This is a genomic window from Nonomuraea sp. NPDC001831, from assembly GCF_042892035.1.
Lineage (GTDB): Bacteria > Actinomycetota > Actinomycetes > Streptosporangiales > Streptosporangiaceae > Nonomuraea.
The window spans coordinates 111,727-134,818 of record NZ_JBIATU010000020.1; the positions used below are offsets into that span (position 1 = coordinate 111,727).

The following is a 23,092-nucleotide window of genomic DNA, read 5'->3' on the forward strand; positions in this document are numbered from 1 at the left end:
GATCGGCTCCTTCAGAACGCCGGGACGGGGACGGGGGTCTCGGCCGGAAGGGCGCCGAGCGCGACCGCGCCCGGCCCGCGCCTGGCCGTCCGGGCCAGCAGCCAGTAGTTGACCGCGATCAGCGCCGTGAACACCGTCACGAACGCCGTCAGCGACAGCCGCATCTGCCCCGCCGTCACCGGCGACATGGCCTCGGACGTGCGCAGCAGCCCGTAGACCACCCACGGCTGACGCCCCAGCTCGCGGAAGGTCCACCCGGCGAGCATGGTGACGAACGGCACGGGGATCATCAGCGTCAGCAGCCAGTGCCAGGCCCGGAAGCCCCGTACGACCGGCCGGAAGAACATCAGCAGCAGACTCAGCCCCGCCACGACGGTCATCACCACCCAGAGGATCATCATCGTGATGCCCGCCGCCTGCACCCAGCCGGTCGGCGGCAGGTAGTCGCCCGGCCCGAACCTGGCCGCCATGTCCGCCTGCACCGCGGCCAGCCGCTCGGCCTTCCCCGTCCAGGCCGCCGCCTTGGACGGCTGGAGGGTCTGGAACCCGAGCCCGCCGAACGTCACCGTGAGGAACGAGGCCGGCAGCGCGACGCCGACGCCGATCCGCAGCGACTTCCTGAACAGGTCGTGCTCGGCCGTGCGCCTACGCAGGTGGTAGGCGCTCACCCCAGCCATGAAGAACCCGCCGACGATCATCGCGCCGCCCATGACGTGCCCGAACGCGATCTGCGCGGCCGGGTTGGCGATCAGCGCCCCGAAGTCGGTGAGCCGCAGCCTGCCGCCCTCGACGGCGTGGCCCACCGGGTTCTGCAGGAAGCCGTTGGAGATCATGATCCAGAATGCCGACGCGTACGCGGTGAGCGTGACGACCCAGATCAGCACCAGGTGCGCCCAGCGGTTCAGCCGGTTCCAGCCGAAGATCCACAGGCCCAGGAACGTGGCCTCGACGAAGAAGGCCACCAGCGTCTCGATCGCCAGCGAGGCGCCGAAGACGTTGCCCGCGTAGTCGGTCAGCCCGCTCCACGACAGCCCGAGCTGGAACTCCATGACCAGCCCGGTGACGATGCCCATGGCGTAGTTGATGATGTAGAGCTGCCCCCAGAACCTCGTCATCCGCAGGTGGACGGGGTCGCCGCTGAACGTGGCCCGGGTCTGGACGACGGCCACCAGCGTCGCCAGGCCGAGCGTCAGCGCGACGAAGAGGAAGTGCGCGCCCGCGGTGAACGCGAACTGCAGCCGGGCGAGGTCGACGGTGTCCATGCCGAGAGCTTGGCGTCACGGCCTGCTCCGGCGCGTCATGCCCGGGTCTGCAATCGGGCGTACAACCCAGGGGCGAAGATCGCTGAAGTCGTACGACTCAGGTTGTAAGCCAGCCCGGCGTGATCATCCCGGCCTCGTAGGCGACCACCACGAGCTGGGCCCTGTCGCGCACGCCCAGCTTGGTCATGATGCGGCTGACGTGCGTCTTCGCCGTGGCGGGGCTGAGCACGAGCCGGGCGGCGATCTCGTCGTTGGACAGCCCGGCCGCCACCAGGCCCATGACCTCCCGCTCGCGCTCGGTGAGCGCGTTGAGCTCGGGGCCCGGCTCCGGCCGCTTGACCCGGCCGGCGAACTCCGCGATCAGCCGCCGGGTCACCGACGGCGAGATCAGCGCGTCGCCCCTGGCCACGACCCGGATCGCGTGGATCAGCTCGGCCGGCTCGGTGTCCTTGACCAGGAAGCCGCCCGCGCCCGCGCGCAGCGCGCCGTAGACGTAGTCGTCCAGGTCGAAGGTGGTCAGGATGATGACCTTGACGCCGTCGAGCCGCGGGTCGCCCGCGATGCGCCGGGTGGCCTCCAGGCCGTCGAGCTCGGGCATGCGGATGTCCATGAGCACCACGTCGGGCCGGTGCTCGTGGGCGCCCGCCACGGCCGCCGCGCCGGTGCCGGCCTCGCCGACGACCTCGATGTCGTCCTCGTCGGAGAGAATCGACCGGAATCCGGCACGGACCAGGGTCTGGTCGTCGGCGAGCAGGACGCGGATCATCGGTCTCCGTTCAGTGGCAGGCGGGCGGCGACGCGGAAGCCGCCCTCGGGGCGCGGGCCGGCCTCCAGGTCGCCGCCGAGCGCGGCGGCGCGCTCGCGCATGCCCTGCAGGCCGAAGCCGCTGCCTTCGGTGTACGTGGCGCCCGGGCCGTCGTCCTCGACCCGGATCAGGATGTTCCCTGCGGAGTTGCTGACCGAGAGGGTGGCCTTCGTCGTGCCGGAATGGCGGGCGACGTTGGTCAGCGACTCCCTGATGATGCGGGCGGCGGCCAGGTCGACCTCGGTCGGCACATCGTCCAGCGGCCCGGACGGCTCGACGGCCACCTCCAGCCCCGACGCCGCGACCAGCTCCGGCAGCCGCGCGAGGCTGTCCGCGGGCCTGGTGGGCGCGTCCTCGTCCACCTGGCGCAGCACGCCCAGCGTGGTGCGCAGCTCGCGCAGCGTCTCCTTGCTGGTCTCCTTGATGGTCCGCAGCGCGGCCTCGGCCTTCTCGGGACGCCTGGCCAGCCCGTGCAGCGCGGCCGACGCCTGCACGTTGATCATGGAGATGTTGTGCCCGAGCACGTCGTGCAGCTCCCTGGCGATGCGCAGCCGTTCCTCGCTCTCGCGCCGCCTGGCCTCCTCCTCCTTGGAGTGCTCGGCGTCCAGCGCGCGCCGCTGCGCCTCCAGCAGGTACGCCCGGCGGTTCCTGGTGACCCCGCCGAACGCGATGGCGGCCACCACCCAGCCGGTGATCGCGCCGAACGTGCCGTCGTCCACGTGCCTGGACCCGTGGGCCTCGCCGAACCCCATCGCCAGCAGCACGGCGGCGCCGGTGGCGATCGCGGCGGCCAGCCGTCCCTGGTCGGCGGCGGTGTAGAGGGCCACGAACACCAGCACGACCAGCGGTCCGTCGAACCGGGCGAGCGGGTAGTAGGCGGACACCGCCACGACGACCACGATCAGCGACGTGACGGGAAGGCGCCGCCGCAACATCAGCGCGCCGCACGACACGATCGGCAGCACCACGTCGAGCACGCTGGGGGACTGCTCGCTCCTGAGCCCGGCGACCAGGGTGCCGGCGAGCGCGACGGCGACCACCCCGAGGGACACCGCGGTGCTCGCCGACAATCTACGCATGTGCTCCATTTTGTATGGTCGTGCGAGTCATGGGGTAGTTGACCGAGATGAGTACCAAGGATGAGCTCCGGCAGGTCGAAGAGGACCTGGCCCGGCTGAAGGCGGAGAACCAGGACCTGCGCGACCAGGTGGGCACCATGGGCGCGACCGACCAGATCGAGACCTCGGCCATGATCGCCCAGGCCGACGAGCAGTCCGAGCTGATCGCCGACCTCGAACGACGCCGGGCGGATCTGGAGAGGCGGGTCGAGGAGGAGGGCTGAGGCTCAGCGGCGCAGCGGAGCGCCCACCTCGTGCAGGTGGCGCAGGGCCTGGCCGTAGGAGGCGACGAGCCCGGTCTGCAGGTAGCTGACGCCGACCTCGGCGCAGTAGCTCTCGACGATGGGCTGCGCCTTGCGCAGGTTGGGCGCGGGCATGTTCGGGAACAGGTGGTGCTCGATCTGGTAGTTGAGCTGGCCGAGCGCCACGTCGGTGAACAGGCCGCCCCTGACGTTGCGGGAGGTCAGCACCTGCTTGCGGAGGAAGTCCAGCTTGTCGTCCTTGGTCAGGACGGGCATGCCCTTGTGGTTGGGCGCGAACGTGGAGCCCAGGTAGAGGCCGAACAGCCCCTGATGCACGGCCAGGAACACCAGCGCCTTGCCGAACGGCAGCACGGCGAAGACCGCGCCGAAGTAGAGCACGAAGTGCGTGGTCAGCAGCGCCAGCTCCGCCCACGGCCGTTTGGCCGCCGGCGCGAGCAGCGCCTTGAAGCTGGCGATGTGCAGGTGCCAGGCCTCGAGCGTGAGCAGCGGGAAGAACAGGAACGCCTGGTACCTGGCGACGGCCCGCGGCAGGCCCGCGCTGCGCGCCATCTGGTCGTCCGACCAGACGATGACCGCGGGTGAGACGTCCGGGTCGTGGTCCTCGTGGTTGGGGTTGGCGTGGTGGCGGTTGTGCTTGCTGGTCCACCATCCCCAGCCCAGGCCGATGCCGAGGTTCCCCAGTAGGAGACCGGTCACGTCGCTCGGCCGCCGCTTCCTGAACACCTGGCGGTGGCCGAGGTCGTGGGAGACGAAGCCGATCTGCGCGAAGACCACGGCCAGCGCGACCGCGACGAGCAGTTGCCACCACGAGTCGCCCACCCAGGCGAACAACGCCCAGCAGCCGAGGTACGCGACGACCACGACGGTCAGCCGCACCGCGTAATAGACCGGACGTCGGTCGAGGAGACCGGCGTCAGAGATGCGGCGGGCTAGTCGGGCGAAGTCACTGCCCCGGGTGTCGACCACACTTGGACTGGCCACAGATCTCCTCACATTGTGGTGGAAAGTTGCCACAACCCTGGCGTATCCGCTGCGAAACCGGAAGGTTTTCCATGGTCGTCCGGGGAGCGGCGGAGAAGGGGTTCGTCGTCGGTTTCCGTGGCCTCTTCCCTGACCATATGGCCCGGCGCCGGGTGCCGCGTACGCGACGGGCTCAGCCGAGCAGCGACAGTGCGTGCCGCTCCGGGTTCGGCAGCGCCGCTCCGCTGGTCAGAGCCTTGTGGAAGACGTCGGGGCCGAGGGCGGAGCGGCATCGTCCGTCCAGCGCCACCAGGGCGGGATCGGCGGAGCCGGCGACGCCGCGCAGCGCGCGGGCCGCGCCCAGCAACTCGGCCGCCGGCCGAGGCGGCAGGTGCTCGGCCACGCCTTCCAGCACGGTCGCGCGGGCCGTCCGGTCGCCGCAGGTCTCCATCAGCTCCAGCGCCCTGCGCAGCGGCGGCCCCGGCTCCGCCACGCGGGCCAGCTCGACCCGCATGAACGCCCTGAACTGCGCGGGCCCGTCCCCGTTGTCGAGGGTCAGCGCGCGGTCGAGCAGCCGGGCCGCCCCCAACCGGTCGCCGGTGCGCCGGGCCAGTTCGGCGCGGGCGTGCAGGACCCTGGCCTGGGTCACCGCGTCCTCGGCCCGCAACGCCGACCGCCACGCCTCCGCCAGCGTGGCGGCGGCCCCCTCGTGGTCGCCCGTCCGCGCCTTGAGCTGCCCGAGCCGGAGCAGGAACGTCATCGGGCCGAACGGCGCGTCCAGCCCCGACAGCTCCGCGGCCAGGCGTCCGGGCTCCTCGGCACGGGCGAGCGCGGCGGCGAAGTCGCCCCGGTTCTCCGCGACCAGCGACAACCAGTAGAGGCAGGCCCACTGGCCCCAGCGGTCGCCGGTGCGGCGGAAGCCGTCGAGCGCCGGGCCGAGCAGGTCCTGCGCGCCGGCGACCGGGCCGTACTCGAACCGGACGATGCCGCCGACCAGCAGCGCGGCCGAGCGCGTCCACAGGTCGGGGGAGTCGCGCAGGCGCTCGACGACGTCCTCGGTGAGCTCGACGACGTCGGCGGGCGGGCGTTGCGCGCCGCTCATGGCCCAGAAGTTCAGCGCGGCGGGATGGTCGGAGTCGAGCACCGCCTGGGTCGGCTCGCCGCCCGTGAGCATCCGGCACAGCCCGTGCGCCAGCTCGCGTCCCGGCGGCGGCACGTCGCCGACCCGGCGCAGCACGGCCGCCGCCCGCTCGCTCATCTCGCGCCGCCGTCCGCGCATGATCCAGGGCCAGAACCGGGGCAGGATCAGCCGGAGCGGGTCGTCGGAGTGGCGCAGCGCGGCGTCGAGGTTGTCCTGCTCGGCGTCCAGCACCTCCAGCCAGGCGAGCTGCTCGCCGGTACGCAGGAGGGGGTCGGCGGTCTCGGCCAGCCGGGTGTAGTAGCGGGCGTGGGCCTGCCGGAGGCCGGGCAGATCTGCGGCGGCGTACTGCCTGATGGTGGCCAGCATCGAGTAGCGGTCGCCGGAGACCGAGACGAGCGACTTGTCCACCAGCGAGGCGAGGTCGTCCGGGTCGCCGCCGCACACCTGCGCGACGGCCTCGTACGTCGCGCCGCCGGAGAAGACCGTCAGCCCGCGCAGCAGCTCGCGCTCGGACGCCGACAGCAGGTTCCAGCTCCAGTCGACGACGTCGCGCAACGTACGGTGACGCGGCTCGGACGTACGCCCCCCACGGAAGGCCAGCCGGTCGCCGAGCTGCCGGACCAGCACGGACACCGGCATCGTGCGCAGCCGGGCGGCGGCCAGCTCGATCGCCAGCGGGATGCCGTCGAGCTCCCGGCAGACGCGCTCGGCGTCGGCCGCGCTCACCTCCAGGCCGGGCCTGGCCGCCGCGGCCCGCGCCAGGAACAGCTCCGCGGCCTCGGGCAGCGGCAGGACGGGATGCAGCACCTCGCCGGGGATGTCGAGCGGCTCCCTGCTGGTGGCCAGGACCCGCAGCCCGGCGACCTCCGACAGCAGCCACCGCGCGACCGTGGCGGCCTCCTCCACGACGTGCTCGCAGTTGTCCAGCACGATGAGCGGCGACGTGCCGCGCAGCGCCCGGACCACGTCGGTCGTCCGCAGCACGCTCTCGACCGCGGCCCGCACCCCGGTGGCGGAGGCCAGCTCGACCAGCCACACGCCGTCGGGCACGTCGAGGCCGCGGGCCGCCTCCAGCGCCAGGCGGGTCTTGCCCACGCCGCCGGGGCCGACCAGCGTGACCAGCCGCTCGTCCCGGCCGCCCAGCAGGGCGTGCAGCCGGGCGACGTCGCCGGTCCGGCCGACGAAACCGGTGAGCCGGGCGGGCAGGTTGCCCCTCGGCGCGGGAGCCGGGTCGCGCAACGCCGCCATATGGGCCGCGCGCAGCTCGGGGCCGGGATCGACGCCCAGCTCGTCGGCCAGGTCGGCTCTGATCCGCGCGAAGACCTCCAGCGCCTCGCCGCGCCGCCCGCGCGCCACCAGCGCCCGCATGAGCAGGGCGTGGAACGGCTCCCGCAGCCGGTGCGCCGCGACCAGCTCCTCCAGCTCGGCCACCACCCCCGGCCCGCCGTCACGTCCGCCCCGCGCCTGCTCGGCCGCGACGGCGGCGGGCACCGACTCGGGGGAGAGGGCGGACTCGGGGGAGAGGGCGGAATCGGGGGTGAGGGTGGACTCGGCCGCCAGGTCGGCGGCGATCGCGGCGGCCAGGGCCGTCAGGCGCAGTTCCTCCAGCCGGGTCGCGGGCGCGGCGGCGAACGCCAGCCCGGCCGCGTCCGCCAGGGCGGGCCCGCGCCACAACGCCAGCGCGCCGCGCGGATCACCGGCCCGCACCAGCCGCTCGAACTCCGACGCGTCCACCTCGCCGGGCGGCACGTCGAGCAGGTAGCCGGCCGGGTGCGAGGAGATCAGCCCCGGCGCCTGCCTGCGGGCCCGCGACACCAGCGACTGGAGCGCCGCGGCCGGATGGGCGGGCGGCTCGCCGGGCCACAGGTCGTCGATCAGCCGGTCGGCGGTCACCACCCGGCCCGGGTCGAGCGCCAGACGGACGAGCAGGGCCCGCACCCGCGCGCCGCCGACCTCGGCCCCAGCCACCTGGAGCGGCCCCAAGACCCCGATCCGCATGCCCCCACCGTACGGGCATGCAGCCATGCCGGGTTCCCGGCGGGCCGCCCGCCTTCACCCGGTCCGAGCAGGCCGGCGCAGGGGGCTCAGCTCTCCGAGAGCCGGTCGAAGAGGGTGAGCGCCGCCTGACGCACCTCCTCCGGGGTCAACCCGTCGAGGGCCTGCCGCGCGTCGGCGATGTCACGCGTCGTGGCCAGTGTGATGGCCACGGACGAGGCGGCGGCACGGTCGATCGATCCCGTCGGGGCGGCGTCGGCCAGCTGCTGGGCGCTCGCGGCGAGGTCGAGGTTGTCTCTCAACGGATCTCCTCGGACGAAGTCGGCTTCGCACATTTCATCACTTTGCGTCGGCCCACATCCACCATTTGTTGAATTCGGGGCGTTATGCCCTGAGCGGGTCGTGCCCGACGGACATGAGCTCGCGCCGCGAGTCGTCGTCCGTCCGGTCGCCCATGGTCTCGACCAGCTCGACGACCTGACGCATCACGTCGAGGTCGGCCTTGGTCAGGTCGCCCTTCCGCTTGCTCAGGACGTGCAGCACGCCCCTGCCCAGCTCGTCGATGCCCATGTCGGGGTCGGGAGGGAAGCCCTCCTCGTCCGAGGCGTCGGCGAGCAGGTAGCCGCGCAGCTCCTCCGAGTTCATGTTGACCGCCCGGTGGAACTCGTCCCAGAGCGTGTCCGTGTCGAAACCCTCAGTCATATGGGCCGCCTACCCGCCCAACCCTCGCGTTACGCCCCGGGAACGGTCAGCCCCGACTCGTAGGCCGCGATCACCGCCTGCACGCGGTCCCGCAGCCCCAGTTTGCTCAGCACGTTGCTGACGTGCGTCTTCACGGTGTGCTCGCTGACCACCATGGCCTCGGCGATCTCCGCGTTGGACAGGCCGCGCGCGATCAGCTGCAACGTCTCGCGCTCCCTGGCGGTCAGCGACTCCAGCGTGCGCGCGGGGGCGGCGGTCGTCGCGGGGCGGGAGGTGAACTCGGCGATCAGCCTCCTGGTCACCGTGGGCGCGAGCAGCGACTCGCCGGCGGCCACCACGCGCACCGCGGTCACCAGGTCGTCGCGTCGCACGTCCTTCAGCAGGAACCCGCTCGCGCCCGCGCGCAGCGCGTCGAACACGTAGTCGTCCAGGTCGAACGTGGTCAGCATCAGCACCCGGCAGGCAGTTTCGGCGCACACGATCCTGGCCGCCTCGATGCCGTCCATCCTGGGCATGCGGATGTCGAGCAGCAGCACGTCCGGCTCGTGGGCCCGTACGGCGGCCACGGCCTCGACCCCGTCGCCCGCCTCGGCCACCACCGAGATGTCGGGCTGGGCGTCGAGGATCATCGCGAACCCGCCCCTGACCAGCTCCTGGTCGTCGGCCACCACGACGCGCACGCTCACTGGCCGGCCCCCAGCGGCAGCCGCGCCGACACGGCGAAGCCGGGCCCGTCCGCGCGCGGGCCGGCGGTCGCGCTGCCGCCGCAGGCCGCGGCCCGTTCGCGCATGCCGATCAGGCCGTTGCCGCCCGAGGGCAGCGCGGGGCCGCCGCCGCGCCCGTTGTCCGTGACGTCGATCATCAGGTGGTCGTCCTCCCAGGTGAGCCGGATCTCGGCGCGGTCGGCGCCGGAGTGCTTGACGATGTTGGTGAGCGCTTCCTGCGTGATCCGGTAGGCGGCCAGCGCGCTGTCGGGGCCGATCGGGCGGGGCTCGCCGGACTCGGCGAAGCTCACGTCCAGGCCGGTGTCCGCCACCTGGCCGGCCAGTGCGGGCAGCTCCGCGAGCGTCGGCTGCGGCGCCCGCGGCGCCTGCGGCTCGTCCTCCTTCAGTACGCCGAGCATGCGGCGCAGCTGCACCATCGCGTCCCGGCCGGCGGCGGCGATGGCGTCGAAGGCGGCCTCGGCCCTGGCCGGGTTGCTGCGCACCACGACGGGCCCCGCCTCGGCCTGGACCACCATGAGGCTGACCGCGTGGGCCAGGATGTCGTGCATGTCGCGGGCGATCCTGGCCCGCTCGCGTTCGGCCGCGCGCTCGGCTTCCAACTGACGCTCCCTTTCGAGCCGGGCCGCGCGCTCGGCCAGTTCGGCGGCGTGGGCGCGGGACGTGGCCGCCGCGCGGCCGATGGCGTAGGCGGCGGTGAACAGGGCGACCCCGCGCATCGCGGTCTCCCACGAGCCGACGGAGGCCAGGCCGCCGACGAGGGTCACGACGAGCATGACGACCCTGGGCAGGCGGGGTGAGTAGGCGGCGACCGTGTAGAAGGCGACCAGGGCGCCGTACCAGATGGGCTGGCGGGCGACGTTGTCGGCGAAGTCGTAGAGCGCGCCCACGACCAGGCTGGCGATCAGCATGGTCACCGGCCACCGGCGCCGCCAGACGACGGGGAGCGAGGCGCCGATCGCGATCACGTACCCCCACCAGTCCCATCTGCCGCCCTGCGAGTCATGGCTGGAGATCAGCGGCCAGACCTGGACGAGGGCGATCAACAGCGCGAGCGCTCCGTCCACCCAGAGGTGGGGGAGCGCTCGAAGCCGGCGACGAAGGACGTCGACAAGCGTCAGATCGGACACAGGGTTCCATTCTTCCTCACGCATGGACGAGCGAGGGCCGGGCGCCGTCCTGGGCCCGGCAGCGCGGCGGGGCGGCCACGAACGCGGCGCGGGTGTTCATCGGGGGTTCTCCTCAAGGGGCGGGGCGATGCACTCATCCTGCGGTTTTCCGCTCCGGATGGGATCGCCGGGACGGGCGATCCCACGCCTCGCTCTCAAGAGGGATGCCCCTCGCTGCCGCGCCCCACCTGCCACGGCGCGCGGGCCGACAACAGGAGTCGGCTTGACAACCGATATTGTCGGTGCGATCGTCGGCCGCACACCGCGCCGGGCCGTGACAGGGAGACCGCCATGCCGCACGAGTTCGAGATCCGCCACGAGATCCCGCTGGACGCCGCCCCCGACGTCGTCTGGCGGGCCATCGCGGAAGGGCCGGGCATCGACTCGTGGTTCATGGGCCGCACCGAACTGGAACCGCGCGTGGGCGGCCGGGGCACGCAGACCTTCGGCGAAGACGTCGCCACCGAGTCGGTGGTGACCGCCTGGGAGCCGGGCAGGCGCCTGGCCCACCGGGGCGTGGAGAACCCCGACGGCACCTTCATGGCCTTCGAGTACCTGCTGGAGGCCCGCGGCTCGGGCAGCACGGTGCTCCGCTTCGTCCACAGCGGCTTCCTCGGCGACGACTGGGAGTCGGAGTACGACGACCTTGAGCGCGGCGACCTGCAGTACCTGTACAAGCTGGCCGTCTACCTCAGGCACTTCCCCGGCAGGATCTCTGCCCACAACCTGTTCCTGACCGGCCCGTGCGCGTCGGAGGAGCGGTTCTGGGCCGCGCTCGGGGCCGCGCTCGGCGTCGCGGGCCGTCCCGTGGCGGGGGAGAAGGTGACGGTCGCGGTCGAGGGGCGTTCGCCGGAGCCGGGCGTCGTGGAGTGGGTGACCGCTCCGGGCACGTTCGTGGCGGTCCGTACGGACGACGGCCTGTACATGTTCGTCCAGGGACGCGGCATGGCGGTGGTGGAGCACCACGCCTACGCGCCGGTGGACGGCGAGGCCCTGGAAGCCGCCTGGACCCACTGGCTCGCCACCGTCTCCCCCTGACCGCCGGCCCCTGAGGCGAGGAACTCCACGGCGTCCGTCTGACCCGCGGCCCTCAGGCGAAGAACTCCGCCGCCTTCGTCTGACCCGCGGCCCTCAGGCGAAGAAGTCCGCCGCCTTCGTCTGACCCGCGGCCCTCAGGCGAAGAACTCCCGGAGCACCGGCGCCAGGGCCTCCGGCTTGACGATGTGGGTCTGCCCGTCGAGCGTGCGGTGGTCGGCCGCGGGCAGCGCCTTCGCCAGCGCGGCCACGGAATTGCGCATCCACGCCGGGCTCTTCCCGCCGTCGGCGACGAGCGTCGGGACGGTCACCGACGCCCACGCCCCCTCCGGGTACGGCAGGCCCCGCTGGTACGGGAAGACGAGCGCGGTGTCGTACGGCAGGGTGTGCGCCACCGCCTTGAGCCTGGCCCACGCCGGCATGAACCGCATCATCGCCACCACGACCGCCGGCAGGCCGACCCCCTCGCGCATGAACATCCTGACCGCCTCCGCCCGGCGGCCCGCGGCCACCAGCGCCGCCAGCCGTCGCGGGTAGTCGTCCTTGACCGGGGCGCGGGTGCCGTCCACGACGAACGGCGGCTCGTACAGGGCCAGGCGCTCGACCGGCAGGCCGTTCTGCACCGCCGCCAGGGCGAGGGCGGCGCCGGACGAGGTGCCGTACAGGCGGACCGGGCCGCCGGCCTCCTTGACGAGCGCGGCCAGGTCCTCGACCTCCCGTTCGATGGCGTACGGCCCGGTGTCGCCGCTCTCGCCCCGTCCGCGCCGGTCGTAGGTGTAGACCGTGAAGTCGGGGGCGAGCGCTTCGGCCAGGCCGCCGTTGATGCTGGAGCCGCGGAAGCTGAGTGCGCCGTCCACGAGGATGACCGCCGGGCCCTGGCCTGCGCGTTCGTACGCGATGGGGGTGCCGTCCGCGGAGTTGATCATGCTGCTCATGGTGTTCCTCCCGTTTCGTGGTGCCCACGGTAGCTACCGACAAATAAAATTGTCAAGAAAACTTTGCGGGAGGACGTACTGATACGGGTACCTCTGCGCTCTTGTCTGGTGGAGTCGTCCTGAGCGCGGGGGACGCTGGGGCGGCTCCCACGTCGCGTGCCGCGAAGAGGAGGGGACGGCACGTGCCGCAGACGGGGGCGGACGGTCTGCCAGCCGCCCGCCCCGGCCGCGGCACGTGCCGTGGGCACCCCCCGGCCTCGGTCACGTCGCCGGGACCGTGACCTGCCCGCTCCCGGACGCCTGCGACCTGCGGCCGAGCCGCCGCACCGGCCCGATCACCAGCAGCGCCGTCACCACCCCGACCGTCACCAGGGCGGACACCAGCATGAAGGCGCGCGGCTCGACCAGCGCGGTCACCGGTCCGGCCAGCGCCTGCCCGACCGCCATGCCCGCGACCGACCCGGCCACCTGGTAGGCGTTGACCCGGTTCAGCACGTCCGGCGCGACCTGGGTCTGCACGGTCGTCGACCACATCACCGACCAGAAGGCCATCGCGCACCCCCCGGCCAGGTGCCCGGCCATCAGCAGCGGCAGCGGCGCCCCGAGCGCGACCGACAGCGGCACGGGCACGTACCCGATCAGCGCCACCGCCCCCGCCGCCAGCGGCCTGCGCGGCTTCAGCCGGATCGCCACCAGCCCGCCCAGCACGGTCCCGAGGCCGAGCGCCGCCATCACCCACCCGTAGTCGGCCCCGATGACCTGGGACGACAGCGGCACGGACGGCCCCACCACCAGCACCCCCCAGAACACCCAGACCAGGATGACCGACCACATCCAGCTCCTGGCCTTGAACTCCTCCCAGCCCCTGCGCAGGTCGCTCAGCACGTCGGACGGCTCCGGCCTGGGCACGGCGACCCGCACCAGCACCAGGCACACCGCGCTGACCAGGAACGTCGCGGCGTCCACGGTGTAGACGAAGACCGGCCCGGTGGCCACGATCAGGACGCCGGCCAGCGCGGGCCCGGTGAGCTGGGTGACCGCCTCGGCGATCTTCAAGGTCGCGTTGGCCCGCTGCGTGTCCTGGGCGACCAGCGGGACCATCCCGTTGACGCACGGCTCGAACACCCCGGCGGCCATGCCCGACAGGAACGCCATCGCCAGCAGCAGGACGAACGGCGGGGCCCCGTCGAGGAAGGCGACGGCCACGACGGCCTGGGTGACCACCCTGACCACGTCCGCGCCGATCATCAGCCGCCGGGGCCCGATCCGGTCGGCGACGACCCCGCCGAACAACATGACCAGCACGGCCGATGCGGTCCAGAGCGCGAGCACGAAGCCGACGCCGGCGATCCCGTAAACTTTGCCGATCGCCAGCGCCGAGGCGACGGGCATCATCGCGTCGCCGAGCAGCGAGATCGTGCGGGCCCCGAAGTAGAGGGCGAAACTCCTCGTCCACATGAGCCCCAATTCTGGATTTCTCCAGATCAAAGCACCGGTGTCCCAAATGACATCATTGGGTACATTTGCGCCATGCCCCTGGACTGCCCGGAGACGCCTCCGGCCCCCGTCAGCCCGCACCGCGTGGTCGCCCTGGTCGCCCCCAACCAGGAGCTCTACCCCGTCACCTCGGCCTCGGCCGTCTTCGGCTACCAGGGCCCCGACATCCCCCAGCACTACAGCTTCACCCTGTGCGCCGAGCGGCCGGGCTCGCTCTCCACCACCCTGGGCGTCCCCATGCAGGTGGACAGCGGTCTGGACGCCATGGACGAGGCCGACACGGTGATCGTCGCGGGCTGGACCCTGGTCCCCTCGCCGGCCGTGCTCGACGCGGTGTCCCGGGCCCATTCCCGCGGGGCGCGGATCGTCGCCGTCTGCGCGGGCATCTTTATCCCCGCCGCCCTGGGCCTGCTGGACGGCCGCCGCGCGTCCGTCCACTGGGAGCTGTCCGGGGAGCTGGCCGCCCGTCACCCGCGCGTCATCCCCGACGACACCGTCATCTACGTGGACCACGGCGACGTCGCCACCGCCGGAGCCTCGGCCGCCACCCTCGACCTCTGCCTGCACCAGGTGCTCCAGGACCACGGCGCGGCCCACGCCATGCGCATCGGCCGTCAGCTCGCCGCCGGGCCGCACCGCGAGGGCTGCCAGCGCCAGTACCCGCCGCTGCCCACCGCGGGGCCCATGCCGGACTCCCTGGCCCCGCTGCTGGAATGGCTGCTCGGCCGCCTGCCCGACCACGTCACCGTCGAGGACATGGCCGCCTACTCGGGCGTCTCCGCGCGTACCCTGACCCGGCAGTTCGCCGACCAGCTCGGCGTGCCGCCCGCCCGCTGGCTGCTGGAACGCCGGCTGGCCGCCACCCGCGCGCTGCTGGAGGAGACCGACCTGCCGGTCGAGACCATCGCCGCCCGCGTCGGCCTCTCCTCGGCCGTCAACCTGCGCCGCCGTTTCCACACCGCGCTGCGCACCACCCCGGCCGCCTACCGGCGCTCCTTCCGCTGACGGGCGGCGACCGCCGTCAGGCCGCGTGCCAGGGACGGGTGGGCTCGGTCTCCTTGGCGGCGTCCGCGACGCGCACCGCGTACGTCGGGCGCCCGGCGCCGGGCACCGGCCCGAGGTAGGAGTGGCCGGTCAGGTGGCACCAGGCGGGCAGGTCGACGGGCGCGGCGGGGTCGGTGGCGATCAGGTGGATCACGGCGCCGGGACCGGCGCGCAGCACGTGCCCGCGCAGCTCGATGAGCAGTTGCACGCACATCTTGTCGCCGCCGTCGATCACGAGATCAGGTTCGGGCATGCGTACAGGAAACCACGCGCCGCCGTCGAGTAGGTTGATGCCTGTCCTGGCCCCGTGAGGGGCCGGAGCAGGCGTCGGACGGTAACGGCCCGGACACAACGGGCGGATTATCCCAGTAAAAGGGTCATAATCCTGTTCAAGTGTTGGGGAAGGCGGTGATGAGATGACCGGGTTCACCGAGATCGCCGAAGAGGCCGGGCCGGTGGAGAGCCGCGGCACCGGGCGCGGCTCCGCGGGCCGGGGCGTGCGGCTCGCGCGCGTCACGGCCGTCGTCCTGGCGGTGGCCTCGCCGGTTCTCACGGTCGCCGCGCTGCTCGTCTACGCCCGGCTGCCGGAGGCGTGGACCCCGCTGCGGACCGCCTCGCCCCAGACGGCCGCGGCCCTGACCTTCCCCGCGGTCGGCGCGTTCCTGATCTTCCACCGGCCCCGGCTGAACATGGCGTGGCTGATGGTCGCGGGCGGCATCGCCGCCGCCGTCAGCGACCTGTCCAGCGCGCTGATGTTCCGGCTGGCCGCCGACGGCGAGCTGGTCGCGGCCGGGCTCGTGCGCTTCCCCGCCCAGGTCGGGTGGGCGGTGTGCGGCCTGGCGCTCACCATGCTGCTGCCGCTCTACTCGCCCGACGGGCGGCTGCCCTCGCCGCGCTGGCGGTGGGTGCTGCTGCTGGGCGCGTTCTCGCTCGGGCTCGACCTGGCCCGCTCGGTGTTCCGGCCCGACCCGCCCCCCGGCAGCTACCCCTACCCCGCCGTCATCCCCAACCCGCTGCAGATCCGCGCGCTCGGGCCGTACGTGGAGGCCGTCTCCGCCGTCGCCTGGACCGGCATCTACGTCGCCATGGCGCTGACGGCGCTCTCCCTGGCGCTGCGGCTGCGCCGGGCCGACCCGGTGGGCAGGCGGCAGATCGGCTGGCCGCTGTTCGCCTTCGCGGGCTATGTCGTGTTCCTGATCCTGGCCGCGTTCGTGCCGGCGCTCCTGTGGCCGAGCGTCGTGTGGGCGGCGCTCATCCCGGTCGCCGTCGCGTTCTCGGTGACCCGCTACCGGCTCTACGGCATCGACACGGTGATCAGCCGGGCCTTCGTCGCGGCCGGGCTGGTGGCCGTGGTGAGCGCGGTCTACTTCGGCGCGGGCGCGCTGTCCAGCCTCGTGGTCTCCGGCTACGACGAGATCGCCGGCATCGCCGCCGCGCTGTTCGCCGGCGCGTTCTTCCAGCCGCTGCGGCACGTGCTGCAACGCGCCGTCGACCACCTCCTGTACGGCAGCGTCGGCGACCCCGCCGTGCTGGCCGAGCGCCTGACCCAGGCCGTCCGGCGCGGCGATCCGGCCAAGGCGCTGACCTCCGTGGTCAGCGTGCTGCGCGACGGGCTCGCGGTCGAGGGCGTGGCCGTGGAGGTCGCCGACGGCGAGCCGCGTTACGTCGAGAGCGGCCGGGTGGGCGCGGAGCCCCGCCAGGTGCCGCTGGTGTGGCACGGCGAGCGCGTCGGCCGCCTGTTCGTCGGGCCGCCCGGCCCGCGCCGCTTCCCCGCCGCCCACAACGAGCGCGTGCTCACCACCCTCACGCCGTACGCCGCCGACGTGGCGCACGCCGTGCGCATGGCCGCCGACCTGCAGCGTTCCAGGGAACGCATCCTGACGGCCAGGGAGGAGGAACGCCGCCGCCTGCGCCGCGACCTGCACGACGGCCTCGGCCAGACCCTCTCGGCCATGGCCATGACCATCAACATGGCCAGGACGAGCCTGAAGAAGTCCCCCGACGCCGCCGACGAGCTGCTGCGCGAGCTGCACACCGGCATGGGCGCGGTCACCGACGACATCCGCGAGCTGGTGTACGGCCTGCGCCCGCCCGCGCTCGACGACCTCGGCCTGGCCAGGGCCGTCCGCGAGCTGGCCGGCCAGTCCTCTCCGGACACCGAGATCGAGGTGGAGGTCGAGGGCAGCCTGACCGACCTGCCCGCCGCGGTCGAGGTGGCCGTCTACCGGATCGTCCAGGAGGCGCTGACCAACATCCGGCGGCACGCCAGGGCCTCCCGCGCCCGCATCGTGCTCCAGCGGGACTCGGTGCTGCGCGTGGTGGTCGCCGACGACGGCCGCGGGCTGCCCGCCGCGTACAGCGCGGGGGTGGGCCTCGGCTCGATGCGGGAACGAGCGGCCGAGCTCGGCGGCATCTGCGTCGTCAACAGCGGGCCGGGGGCCGGGACGCGGGTCGAGGTCATGCTGCCCCTGGGCTCGGCCGCGAAGGAGCCGGTCAGGCCGCCGCGCGCGGGCCGCTGAGCGCCCCTGCCCGGTGCTGGGGCGCGCCAGGCAAAATCAACCGAGAGTAGTTTTGATCTCACCCTGGGTGTGGAACATGGTGAAGTATCACCTCATTCCTCACGGAGGACGTGCCTTGCCCCAGCACACACCCCGCCTGGTGATGTACTACCGGACCCACTGCGACGGCGGCCTCTACGTCTCCCCGCTGCCCCTGATCGAACGGCGTACCGGCCTGACCCACCTGGTCGTCGCCACCGTGGAGGTCGGCGCGGACGGCGACGTCCGGCTCAACGGCGCCCCGCCCGACTGCCCCGACCTGGCCCAGATGTGGGACGACGTCCAGGTCACCCAGGTGTACGGCGCCCGCGCCCTGGCCATGATCGACGGCCTCGACCGCCTCGACCACGACTTCGAGACCTGCTACCCGCCGCTGCGCCGCCTGCTCGCCCGCCGCCGCCTCGACGGCGTGGACCTCCACCTGACCGAGCCCGTGCCGCCGCCCGCCCTCGGACGCCTGATCGGCCGGCTGCGCGCCGACTTCGGCCCGGCCTTCCTGCTCGCGCTCACCCCGTCCGCCGCCGTGGACCACGACCAGGTCTTCCGCGAGCAGGGCGCCGACCTCGCGTGGCTCAACCTGCCGATGTACGGCGGCCCGCGCAGCCTGGCCGACCCGTGCGACTACGACGCCGTGCTCGCCGGGGGAGTGGTGCCGGCGGGCAAGCTGGTGGCCGGGGCGGTCACCAGCCCCGACAACGGGGGCGTCGGCCACGTCGAGATCGACCGCCTGGCCGCCACCGTCGCCGAGCTGCTGCACCGGCATCCCGGGATGGGCGGGGTGAGCGGCTGGGAGTACTACAACGCCCTGCCCGGCGGCACGGACGCCCCCTGGCAGTGGGCCGAGCGCGTCGGCGCCGCCCTCAGGCTGACCCGCAGGCCCTGAGCCCCGCTCCGGACGGGCGCGGTCAGCGTCGCCGGCGCTTCTGGGCGCCCGCCGTCTTGCCCGGTTTGCGGGGCTTCCTGGGCAGGCGTCCGCGCTCGCCCGGCGGCCGTACGTGCACCCCGCGCCACCGCTGCAACGCCACGCGCGCGGCCGAGGCCACCCGCGGCGCCGGATGGTGCTCGATGAGGAAGCGCAACATCGGCGTCGTGTAGGGGTGGTCGCTGCACGTCATCATGCCGAGCATGCTGAGCACGTCGTCGACGTCGAGGTTGCCGGAGAGCTGGAGTATCGACTCGGCCGGCCCGCCGATCTCCATCGCGGCCACGGTCATGTCGGCGTACACCCAGGCCACGTCGACGGGCGCGGGCGGGACGTCGTGGTCCTCCTTCTCCCGGGCCCGGATGAGCGCCCCCAGCCGGGGCACCGCGCGCAACGCGTCGGCGATCTCCCGGCCCGGCCGGCCGAGGTCCTCCAGCAACACGGTCAGGCCGACGGCCCGGCTCAGCGGGCTGACGTCGAGCAGGACGTCGGCGATCTCCTCGGCGGCCCGCGCCGGATCCCGCCCGCCCAGCCAGACGCGCACCTCCTCGGCGCGTTCGTCGTCGTCGTAGGTGCGCAGGGCCCGCAGCAGCGTGGGGGCGTCGGCGCCGGCCGTGCCGCCGTGGACCGGGATGTCCTGGCCGATGAGGGTCCTGAAGAGGTCGAGCGCGCTCCAGGTGCCGAGCGGGGTCAGCGACACCGACGAACCCTCGCGCCGGATCAGCCCCAACCAGGCCAGCTCGTCGGCCGCCTCGTCGGTCAGCTCGGGGATCTGCGCCACCGGCAGGGCGTCGCGGTGGCTGAGCAGCATCAGCAGGGTGCTCGTGCCCGCGTCGAGCGCCGCGGCGTCGGCCTCGGGGGAGAACAGCGAGTAGAGGATGTCGCCCCACGTGTCCAGCACGTCGTCGGCCGGCCCCGACGCCAGGGTCTCGACCGCCGGGCCGGTCGTGGCGGCCCCGTCGCGCACGTCGACGAGCCGGCTGTCCTCGGCCACGCCCCACAGCCGCCCCTGCCCCGGCCCCGCCGCCCCCGGCTCACCGGCGGCGCGGGCCAGGCGCAGCAGCTCGTGGACGACCGGCGTCGCCCGGACCACGGCCGCGAGGTCGTCGGCCGGGAGGAGGCGCACCGGCGGCTGGAGGGTCACGAGCGGCAGCAGGTCCGCTTGACGGAGGAAAGAGTCCACGGTGGGTAAGGTTACTGTCTCGTTGCGTGACGCTGCCCGCTCTTTGCCTTCACGGGCGGCCGGAAAACCCCTTCGAATTCTGTCGGTGGCCGGTGATACAAACAGGTCCGATGTCCGCCCGCTCCCGGCCAAGGGGTTTCACCGTGACCAGCGGCAGTTCGGAGTTCTCCGTCGAAGGCCCGCGCTACGACCGGCGCGGGCCGGTCCGCTGGCTCTGGTCCCACCTGCGCCGCCATCCGCTCCCCCTGACGGGCTTCCTCGGCGGCTCGCTGGTGATGGTGGTGCTCAACGCGCTGGTCCCCCAGCTCACCGGCTCGGCCTTCGACGCGGTGCTGGGCGGCCGGGGCACGCCCGCCGCCGCGCTCGGGCTGGTCGCCCTGGCGCTGCTGGCGGTGGTGTCGGCCCGCGGCGCGTTCGACCTCGTCGCCCGGCTGAGCAGCGAGACGCTGGCCAAGCGGCTCGAACGCGACGCCCGCGACGAGCTCTACGCCGGCCTGCTCGGCAAGAGCCAGACCTTCCACAACCGGCAGCGGGTGGGCGACCTGATGGCGCGGGCGGCCAACGACATCCGCCAGCTCTCCATCATGATCAGTCCGGGCGTCGACCTGATCGTCGACTCCGGGCTCACCGGCCTGGTGCCCCTGGTCTTCATCGCCGCGATCGACCCGCGGCTGCTGCTGGTGCCCGTGGTGTTCGCGGTGGCGTTCGCGTTCGCGCTGCGTCACTACATGGGGCAGCTCAACCCGGTGGCCACCCGCATGCGCGACGAGTTCGGCGACCTCAACGCCGGGCTGAGCCAGGCGGTGCGCGGCATCGAGGTCATCAAGGTGACCGCGCAGGAGGCGCAGGAGCGGCTGCGCTTCCGCGCCAACGCCCGGCGCTACCGCGACTCGTTCGTGCGCAACGGCCTCGTCCAGGCCCGCTACCTGCCCACGTTGCTGTTCGCGTGCGCCATGGCGGGGGCGTTGTGGCACGCGCTCCTCCTCCACGCCGCCGGCGCGATCACGATCGGCGACCTGGTGGCCTTCATGGGGCTGATGGGCATGCTCGGCTTCCCGACCCAGATCTCGATCTTCACGTTCTCGCTGGTCCAGATCGGCATCGTGTCCTCCCGCCGGATCCTCGACATCGTCAACGCCGAGACCGAGCTGGCGCAGCCGGCCGCCGGCCACGTCGCGCCGATCGGAGGCGAGATCGTCTTCGACGACGTCACGTTCGGCTACGGCGAGGGCGAGCCCGTCCTGCGGGGGGTGACGTTCACCGTGCGGCCGGGCGAGACGGTGGCGATCGTCGGCGAGACCGGGGCGGGCAAGAGCTCGCTGACGAAGCTGGTGCCCCGCATCTACGACGTCACCTCGGGCCGCATCCTGGTCGACGGGGTCGACGTCCGCGACTGGGACCTCGACTCGCTGCGCTCCCAGATCTCCACCATCGAGCAGGACGTCGTGCTGTTCTCGCGGTCCGTGGCCGAGAACATCGCCTTCGGCCTCGGCCAGCGGGCCGACCGCGCGGCCGTGGTCAGGGCGGCCGAGGATGCGCAGGCGGCCGAGTTCGTGGCCGAGCTCGACGACGGCTACGACACCGTCATCGGCGAGCGCGGCCTCACGCTGTCCGGCGGCCAGCGCCAGCGGCTGGCCATCGCGCGGGCGCTGCTGACCGACCCGGCGATCCTCATCCTCGACGACTCCACCAGCGCCATCGACTCCGCCACCGAAGACCGCATCCAGCAGGCCATCGAGCGCATCCAGGAAGGGCGCACGACCCTGCTGATCACCCACCGGCTCTCCCAGATCCGCTGGGCCGACAAGGTCCTGCTGCTGCGGCGCGGCCAGGTGGCCGGCTTCGGCACCCACGACGAGCTGATCGCCGGCAGCCCCCTCTACCGCCGCATCTTCTCCCACTACGACGAGGTCCCGGTCGATCAGGGCGCGCTCGACGAGCAGGAAAGGGTCCACTGATGGGCTTCATCATGGACGGCCTCGACGCCGAGGACTACGACCGCACCTACTCCGACCGTGACCTCACGCGCCGGATCCTCGCCTACTTCCGCCCCAAGCTGGGCGCGATGTTCCTGGTGGCGGCCATGATCGTGCTGGTCTCGGCGGCGCAGGCGGCCCTGCCGCTGCTGGCCAGCAAGGGCGTCGACGCCATCCAGGACGGCACGATCGCCGGCGTCGGCCCGCTGCTCGTCGTCGGCATCCTGCTCGCCGGCGCGCTGAGCTGGGCCTTCAACTTCGTCCGCCAGTGGTACAGCGCGCGGGTCACCGGCGACGTCGTGCTGCGCCTGCGCGAAGACGCCTTCGACGCCGTGCTCGAACGCGACCTGTCGTTCTACGACGAGACCCCGTCGGGCCGCATCGTCAGCCGCGTCACCTCCGACACCGACGACTTCGCCACGGTCTCCACTCTGACGATGGACCTGATCAGCCAGGTGCTGATGGTGGGGTTCGTCACCGTCCTGCTGTTCCTGCGCAGCGTCGAGCTGGCGCTGCTGACCCTGCTGGTGGCGCCGGTCGTGATGGGCATGGCGCTGCTGTTCCGGCGGCTGGCCCGGTCCAGCACGCGGCGGGCCCAGCGGTCGCTGAGCCGGGTCAACGCCAACCTGCAGGAGACCATGGGCGGCATCGCCGTGGCCAAGAACTTCCGCCAGGAGCAGCAGGTCTACGACGAGTTCCGGCCGGTCAACGAGCAGAGCTACCGGGTGACGCTGCGGCAGGGCTTCGTCTTCTCGGCCATCTTCCCCCTGCTGTTCCTCGTGGCGGGGCTCGCGACGGTCGCGCTGGTCCAGCTCGGCGGCACCGCGGTGCTGGGCGGCGGCCTGTCGGCGGGCGACTGGTACCTGTTCCTGCAGGGCGTGTCGCTGTTCTGGATGCCGCTGACCTCCATCGCCGCCTTCTGGTCGCAGTTCCAGCAGGGCCTGTCGGCCTCCGAGCGGGTCTTCGCCCTGATCGACGCCCCGCCCCGGGTCGTGCAGACCGGCTCGGCCGACCCGGGCAGGCTGGCCGGGCGCATCGAGTTCGACGACGTCACCTTCGGCTACGACGCGGCCCACCCCGTGCTCCGCCGCTTCGACCTGGTCGTCGAGGCGGGCGAGACCGTCGCGCTGGTCGGCCACACCGGCGCCGGCAAGTCCACGCTGGGCAAGCTGATCACCCGCTTCTACGAGTTCCAGGAAGGCCGCCTGCTGATCGACGGCCACGACATCCGCTCGCTCGACCTCGGCGCGTACCGGCGGCAGATCGGCGCGGTGCCGCAGGCACCGTTCCTGTTCAGCGGCACGGTCGCCGACAACATCCGCTACCCGCGTCCCGACGCGGGCGACGACGAGGTGCTGGCCGCGGCGGCCGCGGTCGGCGGCGGCGACTGGATCGAGGCGCTGCCCCACGGCCTGGCCACCGACGTGGGCGAGCACGGGCGGGCCCTGTCCATGGGCCAGCGGCAGCTCGTCGCGCTGGCCCGCCTGCTCATCCAGGACCCGGCGATCGTCGTCCTCGACGAGGCCACGGCCAGCGTCGACCCGCTGACCGAGGCCCAGATCCAGGAGGGGCTCGACGTGGTGCTGGCCGGCCGCACCTCGATCGTGATCGCCCACCGGCTGTCCACGATCGAGCACGTCGACCGCATCATCGTGCTCGACCACGGCCGGATCGTGGAGGAGGGCGACCACGCCTCGCTGCTGGCCCGCGGCGGCCGCTACTGCCAGGTCTACAACACCTACTTCCGCCACCAGTCGCCCGACTACCGGCCCGACACCGGGTTCGTCGCCGTCGGCGAGACCTGA

Annotated in this window: 20 protein-coding genes; 7 read left to right on the plus strand and 13 right to left on the minus strand. The window is 73.0% G+C overall.

Annotation, left to right across the window (positions count from 1 at the left end; translation table 11 throughout):
* Positions 1-11: 11 nt before the first annotated feature.
* From ACFYYW_RS42320 to ACFYYW_RS42330, 3 genes are all read right to left on the minus strand, one after another.
* A complete protein-coding gene (locus ACFYYW_RS42320; RefSeq protein WP_387658403.1) occupies positions 12-1,262 on the minus strand; it encodes a cytochrome ubiquinol oxidase subunit I in 1,251 nt (416 codons plus the stop codon).
* A gap of 97 nt (positions 1,263-1,359) precedes the next feature.
* On the minus strand, positions 1,360-2,028 hold the full coding sequence (locus tag ACFYYW_RS42325; RefSeq protein WP_387658406.1) for a response regulator: 669 nt from the start codon (positions 2,026-2,028) through the stop codon (positions 1,360-1,362).
* Positions 2,025-3,146 (minus strand): sensor histidine kinase, encoded by a 1,122-nt coding sequence (locus ACFYYW_RS42330; protein WP_387658409.1) that lies wholly within the window; start codon positions 3,144-3,146, stop codon positions 2,025-2,027. Before ACFYYW_RS42330 ends, ACFYYW_RS42325 begins: the two co-directional genes overlap by 4 nt.
* A gap of 47 nt (positions 3,147-3,193) precedes the next feature.
* Here ACFYYW_RS42330 and ACFYYW_RS42335 point away from each other — a divergent pair, with 47 nt between their 5' ends.
* Positions 3,194-3,409, plus strand: coding sequence for a hypothetical protein (locus ACFYYW_RS42335; RefSeq protein ID WP_352328126.1), 216 nt, complete (start codon positions 3,194-3,196; stop codon positions 3,407-3,409).
* Positions 3,410-3,412: 3 nt separating this feature from the next.
* Here the strand turns inward: ACFYYW_RS42335 and ACFYYW_RS42340 are convergent, their stop codons facing one another.
* From ACFYYW_RS42340 to ACFYYW_RS42365, 6 genes are all read right to left on the minus strand, one after another.
* Positions 3,413-4,429 carry a fatty acid desaturase family protein gene (locus ACFYYW_RS42340; protein WP_387658412.1) on the minus strand — a complete coding sequence of 339 codons (1,017 nt, stop codon included), beginning with the start codon at positions 4,427-4,429 and terminating at the stop codon, positions 3,413-3,415.
* 172 nt (positions 4,430-4,601) lie between these two features.
* Entirely contained in the window at positions 4,602-7,547 is a 2,946-nt protein-coding gene (locus ACFYYW_RS42345; protein WP_387658415.1) for a BTAD domain-containing putative transcriptional regulator, read from the minus strand.
* Between the two features lie 86 nt (positions 7,548-7,633).
* Positions 7,634-7,846, minus strand: coding sequence for a hypothetical protein (locus ACFYYW_RS42350; protein WP_352323140.1), 213 nt, complete (start codon positions 7,844-7,846; stop codon positions 7,634-7,636).
* 82 nt (positions 7,847-7,928) lie between these two features.
* Positions 7,929-8,246 (minus strand): DUF3140 domain-containing protein, encoded by a 318-nt coding sequence (locus ACFYYW_RS42355; RefSeq protein WP_387658418.1) that lies wholly within the window; start codon positions 8,244-8,246, stop codon positions 7,929-7,931.
* A gap of 29 nt (positions 8,247-8,275) precedes the next feature.
* Positions 8,276-8,932, minus strand: coding sequence for a response regulator transcription factor (locus ACFYYW_RS42360; protein WP_352323138.1), 657 nt, complete (start codon positions 8,930-8,932; stop codon positions 8,276-8,278).
* Complete coding sequence (locus ACFYYW_RS42365) at positions 8,929-10,014, minus strand: sensor histidine kinase (RefSeq protein ID WP_387658422.1); 1,086 nt, start codon at positions 10,012-10,014, stop codon at positions 8,929-8,931. The genes ACFYYW_RS42360 and ACFYYW_RS42365 overlap by 4 nt, the downstream gene beginning before the upstream one ends.
* Positions 10,015-10,428: 414 nt before the next feature.
* On the opposite strand from ACFYYW_RS42365, the gene ACFYYW_RS42370 reads away from it, so the two are divergent.
* A complete protein-coding gene (locus tag ACFYYW_RS42370) occupies positions 10,429-11,175 on the plus strand; it encodes an SRPBCC domain-containing protein (protein WP_387658425.1) in 747 nt (248 codons plus the stop codon).
* A 134-nt stretch (positions 11,176-11,309) separates the two neighbouring features.
* Here the strand turns inward: ACFYYW_RS42370 and ACFYYW_RS42375 are convergent, their stop codons facing one another.
* Both ACFYYW_RS42375 and ACFYYW_RS42380 read right to left on the minus strand, forming a co-directional pair.
* On the minus strand, positions 11,310-12,098 hold the full coding sequence (locus tag ACFYYW_RS42375; RefSeq protein WP_387658428.1) for an alpha/beta fold hydrolase: 789 nt from the start codon (positions 12,096-12,098) through the stop codon (positions 11,310-11,312).
* Positions 12,099-12,368: 270 nt separating this feature from the next.
* Positions 12,369-13,565, minus strand: coding sequence for an MFS transporter (locus tag ACFYYW_RS42380; protein ID WP_387658431.1), 1,197 nt, complete (start codon positions 13,563-13,565; stop codon positions 12,369-12,371).
* Between the two features lie 72 nt (positions 13,566-13,637).
* Here ACFYYW_RS42380 and ACFYYW_RS42385 point away from each other — a divergent pair, with 72 nt between their 5' ends.
* Entirely contained in the window at positions 13,638-14,609 is a 972-nt protein-coding gene (locus tag ACFYYW_RS42385) for a helix-turn-helix domain-containing protein (RefSeq protein ID WP_352323133.1), read from the plus strand.
* Positions 14,610-14,625: 16 nt separating this feature from the next.
* On the opposite strand, the gene ACFYYW_RS42390 is transcribed toward ACFYYW_RS42385, so the two are convergent.
* Positions 14,626-14,901 (minus strand): sulfurtransferase TusA family protein, encoded by a 276-nt coding sequence (locus tag ACFYYW_RS42390; RefSeq protein ID WP_352323132.1) that lies wholly within the window; start codon positions 14,899-14,901, stop codon positions 14,626-14,628.
* Positions 14,902-15,064: 163 nt separating this feature from the next.
* Here ACFYYW_RS42390 and ACFYYW_RS42395 point away from each other — a divergent pair, with 163 nt between their 5' ends.
* Together ACFYYW_RS42395 and ACFYYW_RS42400 are read left to right on the plus strand one after the other, a co-directional pair.
* The gene (locus tag ACFYYW_RS42395) at positions 15,065-17,167 is read left to right on the plus strand and encodes a histidine kinase (RefSeq protein ID WP_387658436.1); all 2,103 of its coding nucleotides are present in this window, start codon (positions 15,065-15,067) and stop codon (positions 17,165-17,167) included.
* Between the two features lie 115 nt (positions 17,168-17,282).
* On the plus strand, positions 17,283-18,089 hold the full coding sequence (locus ACFYYW_RS42400) for a hypothetical protein (protein ID WP_387658439.1): 807 nt from the start codon (positions 17,283-17,285) through the stop codon (positions 18,087-18,089).
* Between the two features lie 22 nt (positions 18,090-18,111).
* Here ACFYYW_RS42400 and ACFYYW_RS42405 read toward each other — a convergent pair whose 3' ends face one another.
* On the minus strand, positions 18,112-19,311 hold the full coding sequence (locus tag ACFYYW_RS42405; protein ID WP_387658442.1) for a hypothetical protein: 1,200 nt from the start codon (positions 19,309-19,311) through the stop codon (positions 18,112-18,114).
* Between the two features lie 143 nt (positions 19,312-19,454).
* On the opposite strand from ACFYYW_RS42405, the gene ACFYYW_RS42410 reads away from it, so the two are divergent.
* Both ACFYYW_RS42410 and ACFYYW_RS42415 read left to right on the plus strand, forming a co-directional pair.
* Positions 19,455-21,269 carry an ABC transporter ATP-binding protein gene (locus ACFYYW_RS42410; RefSeq protein ID WP_387658445.1) on the plus strand — a complete coding sequence of 605 codons (1,815 nt, stop codon included), beginning with the start codon at positions 19,455-19,457 and terminating at the stop codon, positions 21,267-21,269.
* Complete coding sequence (locus ACFYYW_RS42415; protein WP_364416704.1) at positions 21,269-23,092, plus strand: ABC transporter ATP-binding protein; 1,824 nt, start codon at positions 21,269-21,271, stop codon at positions 23,090-23,092. The genes ACFYYW_RS42410 and ACFYYW_RS42415 overlap by 1 nt, the downstream gene beginning before the upstream one ends.